This is a genomic window from Actinopolymorpha rutila, assembly GCF_013407855.1.
Classification (GTDB): domain Bacteria; phylum Actinomycetota; class Actinomycetes; order Propionibacteriales; family Actinopolymorphaceae; genus Actinopolymorpha; species Actinopolymorpha rutila.
On record NZ_JACBZH010000001.1, the window covers coordinates 6,280,510 to 6,293,842 of the forward strand.

Sequence of the window (13,333 nt, forward strand, 5' to 3'; positions counted from 1 at the left end):
CCCCGGTCACCCCTGAGCAGGTCACTCCTGCCCAGGGCCCGCCCTCACACCGAGCGGAGCGCGGCGACCAGCCTCGTCAACGACTCCTTGGCGTCACCGAACAGCACGGTCGTCTTCGGGTCGTGCAGCAGGGGGTTCTCGATCCCGGCGAACCCCGGTCTCATCGACCGCTTGAGGAAGACCACTGCCTTGGCCTCGTCGGCGTTCAGGATCGGCATGCCCGCGATGGGCGAGCCGAACGGCTCACGTGCGGATGGGTTCACCACATCGTTCGCACCGACCACGAGCGCCACGTCGGTGGCCCGAAACTCCGGGTTGACGTCGGCCATCTCCACCAACTGCTCGTACGGCACGTCGGCCTCGGCGAGCAGCACGTTCATGTGGCCCGGCATCCGGCCGGCTACCGGGTGGATGGCGTACACGACCTCCACGTCGCGCGCGGCCAGTGCCTCGGCGAGTTCGCGCAGCACATGCTGTGCCTGCGCGACGGCCAGCCCGTACCCAGGGATCAGCACCACCCGGCGCGCGTACCCCAGCATCACCGCGATATCCCCGGCACCGGCCGACTTCACCGGCCGGGAACTCTCCTCCGTCGCCCCCTGCGTCGACGGCCCGGCGAGCCCACCGAACAGGATCGTCGTCACACTGCGGCCCATCGCCTGGGCCATCAGCCTGGTCAGCAACGAGCCGGCCGCACCGACCAGGGTGCCCGCCACCAGCAACAACGCGTTGCCCAGCAGATAACCACTCGCGGCCACCGAGAGACCGGTGAAGGCGTTCAGCAGCGACACGACGATCGGGACGTCCGCGCCGCCGACCGGCAGCACCAGCAGCACACCCACGCCGAGCGACAGCACCGCCAGCACGATCCCGAACACCACCGACCCGAGCAGGACGGTGGTCACCGCCGCGGCAAGGGTCAGGACCAGGACGCCGCCGTAGACCAGCCGCGTGTGGGGTACGACGATCGGCCGGCCGGGCACCCAGTCCTGCAGCTTGCCGAACGTCACCAGCGAACCCGCGAAGCTCACCGCGCCGACCAGCACCGTGAACGCCACCGCGATCCGGACGCCCACTCCCGCGTCGGCGATCTCGCCGAGTTCGAGCAGCGCCACCAGGGCGGCCGACGCACCGCCGACACCGTTGAACAACGCCACCAGTTGCGGCATCGCCGTCATCACCACCCGGCGGGCGGCGACCGCGCCCACCACGGCGCCGAGGGCGATGGCGACCAGGATCGGGAGAAGATGGGCAGGGCGTACGGCGGCGAACGTCAGGGCCACCGCGAGCACCGCGCCGGCGGCACCGACGAGGTTGCCGATCCGCGACGTGCGCGGTGCGGCCAGTCCGCGCAGGGCGAGGATGAAGCACACCGCCGCGACGAGATAGCCGAGCTGCGCCCACACGGGCGTCGTCGTGGGGTCAGCCATGACGTCTGGGGGTCCTGGCAGGAGTCCTGGCAGTAGTCCTGGCACGGAACATCTCCAGCATTCGGTCGGTCACCACGAAACCGCCCACGAGGTTCAGCGTCGCGAGGAACACCGCCACCAGTCCGACCCAGAGCTCCACGGTGTCGCGGGCCCGGCCGGTCACCAGGATCGCCCCGATCAGGATCACGCCGTGGATCGCGTTCGCACCCGACATCAACGGCGTGTGCAACGTCGTGGACACCTTCGAGATGACCTCGTACCCCGTGAACGCGCTGAGCACGAAGACGGTCAGCAGAGCGACTCCCTCGGTCACCTACCCCACCTCCCCGAGGAGTTCGAGTGTCGGCCGGTGGACCACCTCACCCGCGTGGGTCACACAGGTGGCGGACAGGATGTCATCACCGAAGTCGAGATGCAGGACACCGACCCGCACCATCAGCAACAGCACGTTGACGACGTTGTGTCCGTAGAGTTCGCTGGCCGGCCGCGGCAGCTGACTGGCCACGTTCGAACCGCCCCAGACCAGCACGCCCTCGACCATCACCTCGTGCCCGGGAATGCTGCCCTCGACGTTGCCGCCCTGGTCGGCGGCCAGGTCGACCACCACCGAACCCGCGCGCATCGCTGCGACCATGTCGGTGGTGACCAGCACCGGCGCGGTCCGGCCGGGCACTGCCGCGGTGGTGATCAGCACGTCGGCGGCGGCGACGTGCGGGGCGAGCAGCTCGCGCTGCCGGGTGGCGCGTTCCTCGGTCATCTCCCGCGCGTAACCTCCGGCGCCCGCGAGCGGCGGCAGGCCGAGCTGCACGAACTTCGCGCCGACGCTCGCCACCTCCTCCGCCGAACTCTCGCGTACGTCGTAGGCCTCCACCACCGCACCGAGCCGGCGCACTGTGGCGATCGCCTGGAGCCCGGCCACCCCGGCGCCGAGCACCAGTACGGTCGCCGGCCGCACCGTGCCGGCCGCCGTCATGAACAACGGGAAGAACCGCTGCAGACGTTCGGCGGCCACGATCGCACCGCGGTAGCCCGCGACCATCGACTGCGACGACAACGCGTCCATCGGCTGCGCGCGGGCGGTGCGCGGCACGAGGTCCATCGAGAACGACGTGATGCGGCGCTCCCGCAGCCGGCGGACGAGCGGACCCTCCTCCGCCGTCGGCAGGAACGACACTGTCACCACACCCTCGCCGAGCTGGCGGGCGGTGCTGAGGTTGATCGGCTGCACCGACACCACGATGTCGGCACCGGTGAGCACCTCCTCGCTCACCTGCGCGCCCACCGCGCGGTAGTCGTCGTCGGTGGCGCCCGCCTCGTTGCCGGCACCGGACTCCACCGACACCTCGACGCCCGCCGCCAGCAGCCGGGGAAGCTGCTCCGGCAGCAGCGCGACGCGGCGTTCGCCGGTCCTGCGTTCCCGAAGTACGGCTATCCTCACGGGCGGCCACCATACGGCACCCCCGGACGCGGAGGTAGGTTCGGAGCCGTGCCCGGACAGCGGTACCTCACCGACGAAAGGAGCGCCCCATGTGCTTCGCCGCGGATGCCCTGCCTCCCGACCCACCCGGTGGCGCCGAGCCCGTCGCCGGCTCCCGCATCACCCTGACCGCCGCCGACGGCGCCACGTTCGGCGCGTACGAGGCGGACGCGCCCGCATCCAGTGGTGCCGGTGTGGTGGTGATGCCGGACGTGCGCGGTCTGTTCGGGTTCTACGAGAACCTCGCCGAACGCTTCGCCGGTGTGGGCATCGACGCCGTCGCCATCGACTACTTCGGTCGTACGGCCGAAGAACCGCCACACGCGCGCGGTGACGACTTCGACTTCCGCTCCCACGTCGCCCGCACCACACCGGAATCGGTCGCGGCCGACGTCGGCGCCGCGGTGGACCGGCTGCGGGCCCGTGGCCGGGTGACCTCGGTCTTCACCGTCGGCTTCTGCTTCGGCGGGTCGTACTCCTTCCTCGCCGCGTCACGCACCGACCTCGCCGGCGTGGTCGGCTTCTACGGCGGCATGCGCCAGCGGGTGGAAGGCGGCCCGACGCCGATCAGCGAGGCCGCGCGGTACAACACGCCGGTGCTCGGCCTGTTCGGCGGCGCGGACCAGAGCATCCCGCCGGAGAAGGTCGAGGAGTTCCGGGCCGCGCTGGAGTCCGCCGGGGTCGAGCACACGCTGCACACCTACCCGGGCGCGCCGCACAGCTTCTTCGACCGCAGCTTCGACGACTACGCGGCCGAGTGCGCCGATGCGTGGACCCAGGTACGGGAGTTCATCGCCATCCGCTCCGGCCCCCGGCCCGCCTGACGCGCAGAGGCCGACCCGCCGAGCCCGACCCGCCGGGTCGGGTCGGCCGAGCCGGTCAGCGAAGCCGGTGGTGGGTGGCCCGCGGGTGGCCGGGCCGGTCGCGGACCGGTCCCAGCTGGCGGGCAGGCGCTTTCCACCGCTCGCGAAGGTGGCCTTACGGTGGTCTGAGAACGATCCCACCCAGGAGGGCCACCCATGGCTGCGAACGATCCGACCGGGCGGCCCGACGCCCACACCGCGAACCCCGCCGGCACTGACCCCGCGACCGTCCCCGACGCGCTCGGCGCGCTCCGGGTGTGGGAGACGCCGGAGTTCACCGGCGCGAACCGACTGCCCGGCCGCGCGACCCTGCTCCCCTACCCGACCGCCGAGCAGGCCCGCGCCCAGACCGGCGCCCGGGTGCTGTCGCTGGACGGTGACTGGGCGCTCAAGGTCGTCGACCGGCCCGAGGACACCCCATCCGACTTCCCCGCCGCGGACCTGGACGTCTCCGGCTGGGACACCGTGGCGGTGCCGGGCAACTGGACGATGCAGGGCCACGGCCGCCCGCAGTACACCAACGTGCAGATGCCGTTCGCGCCCAACCGGCCACCGTACGTACCGGCGGCCAACCCCACCGGGCTGTACCGCACGACGTTCGACGTGCCCGGCGACTGGGACGGCTCCCGCGTCGTCCTGCACGTCGGCGGCGCGATCTCGGTGTCCTCGATCTGGGTGAACGGCGTCCCGGTGGGCATCGGCAAGGACTCCCGGCTGCCCAGCGAGTACGACGTGACGGCGGCACTGCGCCCCGGCGCCAACTCCCTCGCCGTCCAGGTCATCCAGTGGTCGGACGCGAGCTACGTCGAGGACCAGGACCAGTGGTGGCAGGCCGGGATCCATCGTTCGGTCTATCTCTACGCGACCAAGGCGACCTACCTCGCCGACGTGGCGGTCACCGCGGGCTACGACCACACCACCGGAGCCGGGACCCTCTCCGTCAAGGCCGAGGTCGGCGAACTGCCCGGCCCCGGCTGGCGGGTCACCGCGACCCTGGACGCCCCCGACGGCGGACCGGCCCTGGCGCAGCCGCTGACCGGCGAACCCGCCGCCCGCGCCGGTGACCTGCCCGGTCTCGGCGTGGTCACCGTCACGGCAGACCTGCCCTCGGTGTCGCCCTGGTCGGCGGAGGTGCCCACGCTCTACACCGTCCTGGTGAGCCTGGTCGACCCCGACGGCAACGAGGTCGAGGCGACCCGCGTCCGCACCGGTTTCCGGACGGTCGAGATCCGCGACCGCGAGCTTCTCGTCAACGGCCGCTCGGTCTACATCCGCGGCGTCAACCGGCACGAGCACCACGAGAAGTTCGGCAGCGCGGTGCCGAAGGAGACCGTGGAGCAGGACGTCCGGGTGCTGAAGGCGTTCAACGTCAACGCGGTCCGCACGTCGCACTACCCGCCCGACCCGTACTTCCTGGAACTCGCCGACCTCCACGGCTTCTACGTCGTCGACGAGGCGAACATCGAGGCGCACGCCAACTACACCACCATCTGCGACGACCCGCGCTACCAGGCGGCGTTCGTCGACCGGGTGAGCCGGATGGTGCTGCGCGACCGCAACCACCCCAGCGTGATCGCCTGGTCGCTCGGCAACGAGTCCGGTTACGGCCCCAACCACGACGCGGCCGCCGGCTGGGTTCGCCGGGTGGACCCGACGCGGGTGGTGCACTACGAGGGCGCGATCGCGCCGGACTGGTCGGCCGGCCACCCGTCCTCGGACCTGATCTGCCCGATGTACCCGTCGATCGACCGCATCGTCGAGTGGGCGAAGACCACCACCGACCACCGGCCGCTGATCATGTGCGAGTACGCGCACGCGATGGGCAACAGCTGCGGCAACCTCGCCGACTACTGGGCGGCGATCGAGGGTCACCACGGGCTGCAGGGCGGATTCATCTGGGAGATGCTCGACCACGGCATCGCGAAGAGCCCGGACGACCCGCGGCCCGGCTTCTCCTCCGGCGACCAGCCCGGGTACTGGGCGTACGGCGGCGACTTCGGCGACACCCCACACGACGGCAACTTCGTCTGCGACGGGCTGTTCTGGCCCGACCGGACGCCGCACCCGGCGATGTGGGAGGCCAAGCGGCTGTTCCAGCCGTTCGACGCGACGCTGGTCGGTGAGGACCGGCTGCGCGTACGCAACAAGTACGACTTCCGCGACCTGTCCCACCTGCGGATCTCCTGGGAGGTCACCGTCGACGGGACCGTGGTGGAGTCCGGCACGCTGCCGGGGCTGTCCACCGCGCCGGGCACGGAGGAGGAGATCGCCGTGCCGTGGAAGCGGCCGGCGCTCGACCCGGGCCAGGAGGCGTACGGCACGCTGCGGATCCACGCCGACGACGTGCCGCTGGCCGGGCCCGAGCACGAGGTGGGCTGGGTGCAGCTGCCGATCGGCACCGGTCGCGCGGCTTCCGCCGAACCAGCCGATTCCGTCGATTCCGCCGGCTCCGCCCTGGCGGTCGAGGAGGCCGGGGACGGTTGGACCGTTCGCGGTGACCGGGTGGAGGTGGTGGTCCGCCGGGCCGACGGCGCGCTCACCGCGTGGCGGGTGGACGGCGTGGACCTGCTGGAGTCCGGACCGGTGGTCGACACCTGGCGGGCGCCCACCGACAACGACGGCATCCGGCTGGACGAGAACCCCTGGCAGCGCGGCCACCAGGCATACTTCCGCTGGCTGGACGCCGGCCTGGACCACCTGGTCACGAACACCGAGTCCATCCGGGTGGAGTCCGGCAAGGACGGCGGCGTCGTGGTCACCCGGGTCGAGCGGCTCGCCCCAGAAAGTGGCACAGAAGGCGGTAAGGAGAGCGGCACGTCGGCCGGGGACACCGGGATCGTGCACGAGGCCCGCTGGGAGATCCGCGCCGACGGCTCGGTGACCGCGAGCCACCACGTCGAGGTGGGCGCCGGCCTGCCGGACCTGCCGCGCGTGGGCGTGCTGGCCACCGTGCCGGCGGGCTTCGAGCAGGTGGAGTGGTTCGGCCGTGGGCCGCACGAGAGCTACGTCGACCGGAAGGCCGGCGCGGCGGTCGGCCGCTGGTCCGGGACGGTGGACGAGCAGTACGTGCCGTACATCCTGCCGCAGGAGCACGGCAACAAGACCGACGTGCGCTGGCTCGCGCTGCGCCGGGCCGACGGCGCCGGGCTGCTGGTGAGTGCGCCGACGCCGGTCGAGGCCGGGGTGTCGCACTATTCCGCGCGGACGCTCGGCACGGCCCGGCACACCGCCGACCTGGTACGCGACGAGGTCACGTACCTCACCGTCGACGTCCGCCAGCGCGGGCTGGGTGGCGCGAGCTGCGGGCCGGACACGCTGGAGGTCTACCACGTGCCGTCGGGTACGTCGTACGACCTGGCCTACCGGCTGGTCCCGCTGCGTGACGGCGACGACCCGGCGCGGGTGCACCGGGCGGTCTGAGCAGGTAGCCGGTAGGTAGCAAGCAGGTAGCCGGCACCGGCGAGTACGAGCGAAGCGGCGGTCCTATCCCGAGGGGTCGGACCGCCGCTTCGCTGTTCGGACCGAGCGCTGTCACGCAGCTGGTAGCGGACCGATCCTGACGCCGGCGTCGGACTGGCCGGCCCCTGGGTCCGCAACGTCCCACTCGCGTAGGTGGGATTTCGGACGCCAGTCGAAGTGGTGACGTAGAACGCGGTTCCACGGGTTGGTCACAACTGTGGGGTTGAGAAGGGCGAGGGCAACGCAGTATTTGCTGATGCTGACCGGCCGGACTCCGAGTTCGCGGAGAATCCGGTCGGCAGCGCTCCTGCCGCCGACTGTCTTGCTCTCGACGAGGATCTGGTCCGTGAGCCCGCCGGCTGTCCGACCGTGGTGCTCGCAGACGAGGTCGAGGTCGCAGGTGAAACGGTTTCCTTCTTCGAGGTCGACGAGGGTTCCGCGAAGGTACCTGGTGGTGACGACCGGTGCCAGCGCGGGCGCGCTGATGCCGTACTCGGTGTGGAGCAGGTCGTCGAGAAGACGGTGGCCCTGATCGGTGAGCACTGCACGATGCTCGGTCGCGTGAGGGAAACGGGTCTTGATGGTCTGGGAGCGCCGGCCTTTCAGTTTGACCTCGAGCATGCAGATGTCGGAGTCCACATAGGTGCGCGTACGGACCTTGTAGCGGAGTCGGCGGCCCTGCAGATGCTGGCGGTAGAGGTGGAGCTGAGGGGTGTCGAAGTACACCGACTCGTACTGGAACAGTCGGCGGTCATCGATCTCCAGGACGGAGTACCGCTCGCCGAGCCGGGTGAGAAGCTCGGTGAAGGTTTGGGTGGGAACGAGGTACTTGCGGTCGACCCGGGACTGCAACTCTGCCTGCTCCAGCACTGTCGGCAGGTCCACTGCGGTCAGCGGTGCGAGGGCGTCGGCGACGAGCGCGCTGGTGCGGGTCGGGAGCTCGGCAGGGTGTGGCGTCACGACGGGAGTCGTCGTGGGGGTCGACACGGGGGTCGACACGGGGGTCGACACGGAGGTCGACACGGAGGTCGACACGGAGGTCGACACGGGGGTCGACACGGAGGTCGTCACGGAGGTCGTCACGGAGGTCGTCATGGTGCAACCCGGTCGAGTTGGCGGGCGACGTACGTGGGGGCGGTGCGGCGGTCGAAGAGGCGGAACCGCACGTCGACGACAGTGATGTCACGCACCAGGTCGAGTTCACGGACGACACAGTGTTTGACCTTGCCGGCCAGGAGTTGTTCAAGGACTGCGTAGAGGCGGCCCGGGTCAGGGTAGGCGGCGTCGAGGGTGACCGTCTGCCGTCGGGTCCGGACGAGTAGTCGAGGGTGGTCCGCGACGTACATGACAGCGAGGAGCGTCGCGGACAGCGCGGGCGTGAACCACACGCGTCCCGTGTGCAGCCCGTTGATGAGACCGAGGGCCAGGGAGATGAAGTAGTAGGCGACCTCCTCCTGGGTGATCGAGTCCGAACGCAGCCGGACGATCGACAATATGCCGAACAATCCAAAGCCGAGGCCCAGGCCGGTGGCGGCGCCGGCGCTGGCGAGGAGGGTGGTGACGACAAGGACGCCGACGTTGAGAGCGATGTACGCCAGCAGCAGGTCGCGACGGTAGTAGCGCCGGAAGTACACGAAATAAGCCAGGATGCTGATGGCGACCAGGTCGGCGATCAGCGCCGTCCAAAGGTTGTCGGCGATTAGTGCCGTCCAAAGGTTCCGCATCACTTCTCCTCGAAGACAGCCGGTGTTCACTGGCCGTTGACGTCGGCCGGATGTATCCAGAATCGGCGATGCCTGGCGACGATGCGGGGTCTTTGAGCACGGGTTGAGAGGTCTCTCATCTGGTTCGTGGCGGTCACGGTGGATGACGTATCGGTCGTCCAGGGACGTCCGGAAGAGGGCACTCCGACTACACCTGACACCTTGGGGCCACGTCCATCAACCCCTTGTCAGCAACGGCTTTTTGTCGGCAACCACTTCTCGGGGAACGTCACTGGCCGGGCACCTCTGTCGTGGGCCAGGACACCAGCAGCCGTACGGACCGTTTGTCGACGACGTGCTTTCCCTCGTACGTCCCGGTGTCGTCGGCGCCGCCGGGAAGCGGCAGCGCCTCGACCCGCAGCCGCTCGCCTCCGGGGCGGCCAGCGTCGTCCCACGCCCGGGCCGCGGTCACCAGCCGGGTGGCCAGTGCGGACCCGTCGGCGCCGTAGCCCCGGACCACCAGCGGCGCCGCCGTCGACCGGTCGTCGGTCCGCGGCCTCGCCAGCAGCGCGGCACTTCCGTCGGCCACCAGTCCCGAACCCATCGCGGCCGACGGGCCGGACGGGCCGTCGTAGACGACCGGCAACTCCACGGGTCCACGTTCGATCGCCTCGGCGCCGGCGTACATCCCACAGCTGTCCGGTTCGGTGAGCGCGAGCCAGCCGAAGAGGCCGTCCACGAGTTCGGGGGTGGTCAGCTCAAGTCCGGTGGCGATCTCGACCGGAGGCGCGGTCAGAGCCTCCCCCAGCACGTCGACGTCGACCTCGCGCTCGTCGTCGACCGACAACGAGATGCCGGCGTCCTCGGGCGCACCGATCCGGAGCCGCCGTCCTGGCCCGGCGGCCAGCCCGCGCAGCGGCATGAAGCCGCAGGTGTGCGCCGACCGGCTGCGCCAGCGCCACCGCGCTCCGGCGTTCCCACCGACTGCGTCGACTGGTTCGAAGGCGATCGACCGCATCACACCCCGCAGGTCCAACGGCACCACCAGCCGGCCGTCAACCGCGAGTTGCTCGTACCACGCCGGCGGCAGGTCCCACGCGCCGGCGGTGACGATCATCCGGTCGTACGGCGCATCGTCGGGCACCCCCAGCGCACCGTCCCCGCACACGACGCGCACCCGCGCGTACCCTGCCGCGACCAGTGCGTCCCGGGCCGCGTCGGTCACGTCGGGCTGCAGGTCGATCGTGGTGACGCTGCCGGTCGGGCCGACCAGGTGCGCGAGCAGCGCGGCGTTGTAGCCGGTGCCGGCGCCGATCTCCAGCACCCGGTGGCCGGGCCGCACGTCCAGCTGCTCCAACATGATCGCCATGATCGCCGGCTGCGAGGACGAACTCGTCGCCGTACCCTCGGCGTCGCGACGGGTGACCACCGCCTCGTCGGCGTAGGCCTCCGCGGCCGGTACGCCGGGCAGGAACAGGTGCCGCGGCACCGTCGTCAGTGCGTCCGCCACCCGCTGGTCGTGCAGCACGTCGCGCGCCACCAGGTCGGCGACGAGCGTGTCCCGCAGCGCGCGCAAGTCCGGCTTGACAGCCACTCAGCCCACCCCAGCCAACCTCTCAGTCATCCTCACAGCCCACCTCAGGGAACCCGCGCCTCGAGCGCGTCGTCGCCGGGCGGAAGCTCCGGATCGGCCTCCTCGCGTTCGGCCTGGTCCACGTCGATCCGGTCGGTCCAGCGCGCGTCGGGGTCCGGTTGTGGGACCGATGCCAGCAGCAGCTGGGTGTACGGGTGCTTCGGCGTGTGCATGACCTCCGCCACCGGGCCCTGCTCGACCACCCGGCCTCTCGTGATCACCATGACGTCGCCACCGACGTAGTAGACGGTGGACAGGTCGTGGGTGATGAACAACGTCGTCATGCCGTAGTCGCGCTGGAAGTCGACCAGAATGTCAAGGAACAGCTTGCGCACCTGCGCGTCCAGCATGGACACGGGTTCGTCGGCGATGATGAACGCCGGCCGCAGCATGTGCACCCGGGCCAGCATGACCCGCTGGCGCTGCCCGCCGGACAGCTGGTGCGGGTAGCGACCGAGCACCTGGCCGGGGTCGAGCTTCACCGCCCGCAGCGACTCCTCCATCAGCTCACCGGCCTGCTCCTTCGACCGGGTCAGACCGAACTTCCTGATGGCGCTGCGCAGCACGCGGTCCACCCGGTAGACGGGGTTGAAGATGGCGTACGGATCCTGGAAGACCGGCTGCACGTTGCGCCGGTAGTCGTCGTACTCCGCCCGCGACAGCTTCGAGATGTCCTTGCCGCCGTAGGTCACCGAACCCGAGCTGGGTGCCTGCAGGCCGAGGATGATCCGGGCGATGGTGCTCTTGCCGCTGCCGCTCTGCCCCACCAGGCTGACGATCTGCGGCGGGTCCGAGCGCAACGCGAACGACGTCTCGTGTACGGCGGTGAGGAAGCCGGTCGCCGAGCCCCGGGCGTGGAACCGCTGCACCACCTGCCGCAGCTCGATGTCCTTGCCCCGCCTGTCACCGGGCCGTGTGTCGCGCGCCTGGGTGTCCTGCGCCTGGGTGTCCCGCGCCTGGCTCACCGCACCTCACTCTCCCTCTGCTGCCGGCCGCCGGGCTGCTGGTTCCTGTGCTGCCAGGGCGCGTCGCCGATCCGCGGGATCGACTCGATCAGGCTGCGGGTGTAGGGATGCTGGGGCTGTTTGAAGACCTGGCGTACGTCACCCACCTCGACCACGCGTCCCTCGTACATCACCGCCACGCGGTCGACGAGCTGCGCGTGCACGCCCATGTCGTGGGAGATCACCACCAGCGTCACGCCGAACTGGTCGCGCAGGTCGCCGAGGCTCTGCAGGATGACCCGCTGGATGGTCACGTCCAGCGCGGTGGTGGGTTCGTCGGCCACCACCAGGTCGGGTTCGAGCGCGATGGACATCGCCATCAGCACCCGCTGCTTCATGCCGCCGGACAGCTCGTGCGGGTACATCCGGGACACACCGGGGTCCAGGCCCATCGAGCGCAGCAGCCGCGGGATCATCTCGTCGATCTCGCCCCGCCGCCGGCCGGCGTGTTCGAGGATGACGTCGCGGAACTGGTCGCCCACCCGCATCACCGGGTTCATGGAGTTCATCGAACCCTGCGGGAGGTACGACAACGCCCGCCAGCGCAGTGCCCGCAGCCGGCGTTCGTCCACCTTGAGCAGGTCGACCGACGGCCCCTCGCTCGGGTGGAAGGCGATCTCCCCGCCGGCGACGTAACCGGGCGGGCGGAGCAACCGCAGCAGCGACACCGCCATCGTGCTCTTGCCGCTGCCGGACTCACCGGCGATGCCGAGGATCTCGCCCCGTCGCACGGTCAGGTCCACGCCGTCGACGGCGGCGACGTCACCGCCGGTCGTGCGGTAGTGGACCTTCAGCCCCTTGATCTCCAGCACCGGCCGCTGCTGCGCGGCGTCCGGCGGCGGAGGGTTCGGAGGCGTCGCGGGTTCGGTCGCGCTGGCCCTAGGCACCGGCGACTCCTCTCAGTCGCGGGTTGTAGACCTCTTCCAACCCGATGTTGCAGAGGTTCAGCGCGGCGAACAGCAAGGTGAGCAACAGGATCGGCGCGACGAACATCGGCCACGCGCCGAGCGTCAGCGCACCGGTTCCGATCGCGCTGAAGATGATCTTCCCCAGGTCGATGGTCTCGCCCGGCCCGAGCCCGATCACCTCCAGGCCGACCAGCGCGAAGATCGCGCCCAGCGCGGACGAGGCGAAGCCCACCCCGATGTAGGGAAGCATGTTGGGCAACAGCTCGTAGGCGATGATCTCCAGGTCGCGGAACTTCGTCACCTTGGCGAGTTCGACGTACGGTCGCGCCCGCAGGCTCAGCACGTGCGCGCGGATCGTCCGGGCCGCGAAGGGCCAACTGAACACCGCGAGCATCAGCGCCACCTGCGTGATGCCGACGTTCTTGGTGTACGCCGACAACGCGATCAGCAGCGGGAAGCTCGGCACCACCAGCACCATGTCGGTGAACGTCGACAGCACCCCGTCGACCGCACCGCCCTTGTATCCAGCGATGAACGCCATCAGCACGCCCACGATGGTGGAGATCACCCCGGCGATCGCGCCGACCTTCAGCGACACCGCGAGGGCGCCGATCGTCATCGCGAACACGTCCCGGCCGAACTGGTCGGTGCCGAGCCAGTGGGCGGGCGAGGGCACCTGCCACTTCTCGTACGCCGCGATCGCCACCGGGTCCTGCCCGCCGCCCACCGCCGAGGCGATCAGCGGACTCGCCACCGCGGTGAGGATCAGCAGCACGAGCAGCGCCAGGCCGGTCGTCAACTTCCAGTTGCTGGTGAGCACGCGCCCCAGGCCACGTACCAGTTTCATGCCCACTCC

Annotated in this window: 11 protein-coding genes; 2 read left to right on the top strand and 9 right to left on the bottom strand. The window is 70.4% G+C overall.

Annotated elements, in window-relative coordinates; genetic code table 11:
• Positions 1–44: 44 nt before the first annotated feature.
• The 3 genes from F4554_RS28225 to F4554_RS28235 are packed head-to-tail and all read right to left on the bottom strand — an operon-like array spanning position 45 to position 2,868.
• The gene (locus F4554_RS28225; RefSeq protein WP_179790582.1) at positions 45–1,430 is read right to left on the bottom strand and encodes an NAD(P)(+) transhydrogenase (Re/Si-specific) subunit beta; all 1,386 of its coding nucleotides are present in this window, start codon (positions 1,428–1,430) and stop codon (positions 45–47) included.
• Entirely contained in the window at positions 1,423–1,743 is a 321-nt protein-coding gene (locus F4554_RS28230) for a proton-translocating transhydrogenase family protein (protein WP_179790584.1), read from the bottom strand. Before F4554_RS28230 ends, F4554_RS28225 begins: the two co-directional genes overlap by 8 nt.
• On the bottom strand, positions 1,744–2,868 hold the full coding sequence (locus F4554_RS28235; protein WP_179790586.1) for an NAD(P) transhydrogenase subunit alpha: 1,125 nt from the start codon (positions 2,866–2,868) through the stop codon (positions 1,744–1,746).
• 89 nt (positions 2,869–2,957) lie between these two features.
• Here F4554_RS28235 and F4554_RS28240 point away from each other — a divergent pair, with 89 nt between their 5' ends.
• The gene (locus tag F4554_RS28240; protein WP_179790588.1) at positions 2,958–3,731 is read left to right on the top strand and encodes a dienelactone hydrolase family protein; all 774 of its coding nucleotides are present in this window, start codon (positions 2,958–2,960) and stop codon (positions 3,729–3,731) included.
• Between the two features lie 195 nt (positions 3,732–3,926).
• Positions 3,927–7,190, top strand: a complete 3,264-nt coding sequence (locus F4554_RS28245) for a glycoside hydrolase family 2 TIM barrel-domain containing protein (RefSeq protein ID WP_179790590.1) — start codon at positions 3,927–3,929, stop codon at positions 7,188–7,190.
• Between the two features lie 111 nt (positions 7,191–7,301).
• Here F4554_RS28245 and F4554_RS28250 read toward each other — a convergent pair whose 3' ends face one another.
• The 6 genes from F4554_RS28250 to F4554_RS28275 form a co-directional block, all read right to left on the bottom strand.
• Entirely contained in the window at positions 7,302–8,189 is an 888-nt protein-coding gene (locus F4554_RS28250) for a VTC domain-containing protein (protein WP_202889493.1), read from the bottom strand.
• Positions 8,190–8,320: 131 nt separating this feature from the next.
• On the bottom strand, positions 8,321–8,953 hold the full coding sequence (locus F4554_RS28255) for a DUF4956 domain-containing protein (protein WP_179790594.1): 633 nt from the start codon (positions 8,951–8,953) through the stop codon (positions 8,321–8,323).
• A 268-nt stretch (positions 8,954–9,221) separates the two neighbouring features.
• Positions 9,222–10,526, bottom strand: coding sequence for a methyltransferase, FxLD system (gene fxlM, locus F4554_RS28260; RefSeq protein WP_179790596.1), 1,305 nt, complete (start codon positions 10,524–10,526; stop codon positions 9,222–9,224).
• 44 nt (positions 10,527–10,570) lie between these two features.
• Complete coding sequence (locus F4554_RS28265) at positions 10,571–11,530, bottom strand: ABC transporter ATP-binding protein (RefSeq protein WP_337796231.1); 960 nt, start codon at positions 11,528–11,530, stop codon at positions 10,571–10,573.
• Positions 11,527–12,456 carry an ABC transporter ATP-binding protein gene (locus tag F4554_RS28270; protein ID WP_337796232.1) on the bottom strand — a complete coding sequence of 310 codons (930 nt, stop codon included), beginning with the start codon at positions 12,454–12,456 and terminating at the stop codon, positions 11,527–11,529. Before F4554_RS28270 ends, F4554_RS28265 begins: the two co-directional genes overlap by 4 nt.
• Positions 12,449–13,324, bottom strand: a complete 876-nt coding sequence (locus F4554_RS28275) for an ABC transporter permease (protein WP_179790598.1) — start codon at positions 13,322–13,324, stop codon at positions 12,449–12,451. The genes F4554_RS28270 and F4554_RS28275 overlap by 8 nt, the downstream gene beginning before the upstream one ends.
• Positions 13,325–13,333: the final 9 nt, after the last annotated feature.

Excerpts from the sequence above, each read along its gene's own strand:
- F4554_RS28225 (WP_179790582.1), bottom strand. The coding sequence starts at position 1,430 with ATGGCTGACCCCACGACGACGCCCGTGTGGGCGCAGCTCGGCTATCTC.
- F4554_RS28240 (WP_179790588.1), top strand. The coding sequence starts at position 2,958 with ATGTGCTTCGCCGCGGATGCCCTGCCTCCCGACCCACCCGGTGGCGCC.
- F4554_RS28245 (WP_179790590.1), top strand. The coding sequence starts at position 3,927 with ATGGCTGCGAACGATCCGACCGGGCGGCCCGACGCCCACACCGCGAAC.
- F4554_RS28255 (WP_179790594.1), bottom strand. The coding sequence starts at position 8,953 with ATGCGGAACCTTTGGACGGCACTAATCGCCGACAACCTTTGGACGGCG.
- F4554_RS28275 (WP_179790598.1), bottom strand. The coding sequence starts at position 13,324 with ATGAAACTGGTACGTGGCCTGGGGCGCGTGCTCACCAGCAACTGGAAG.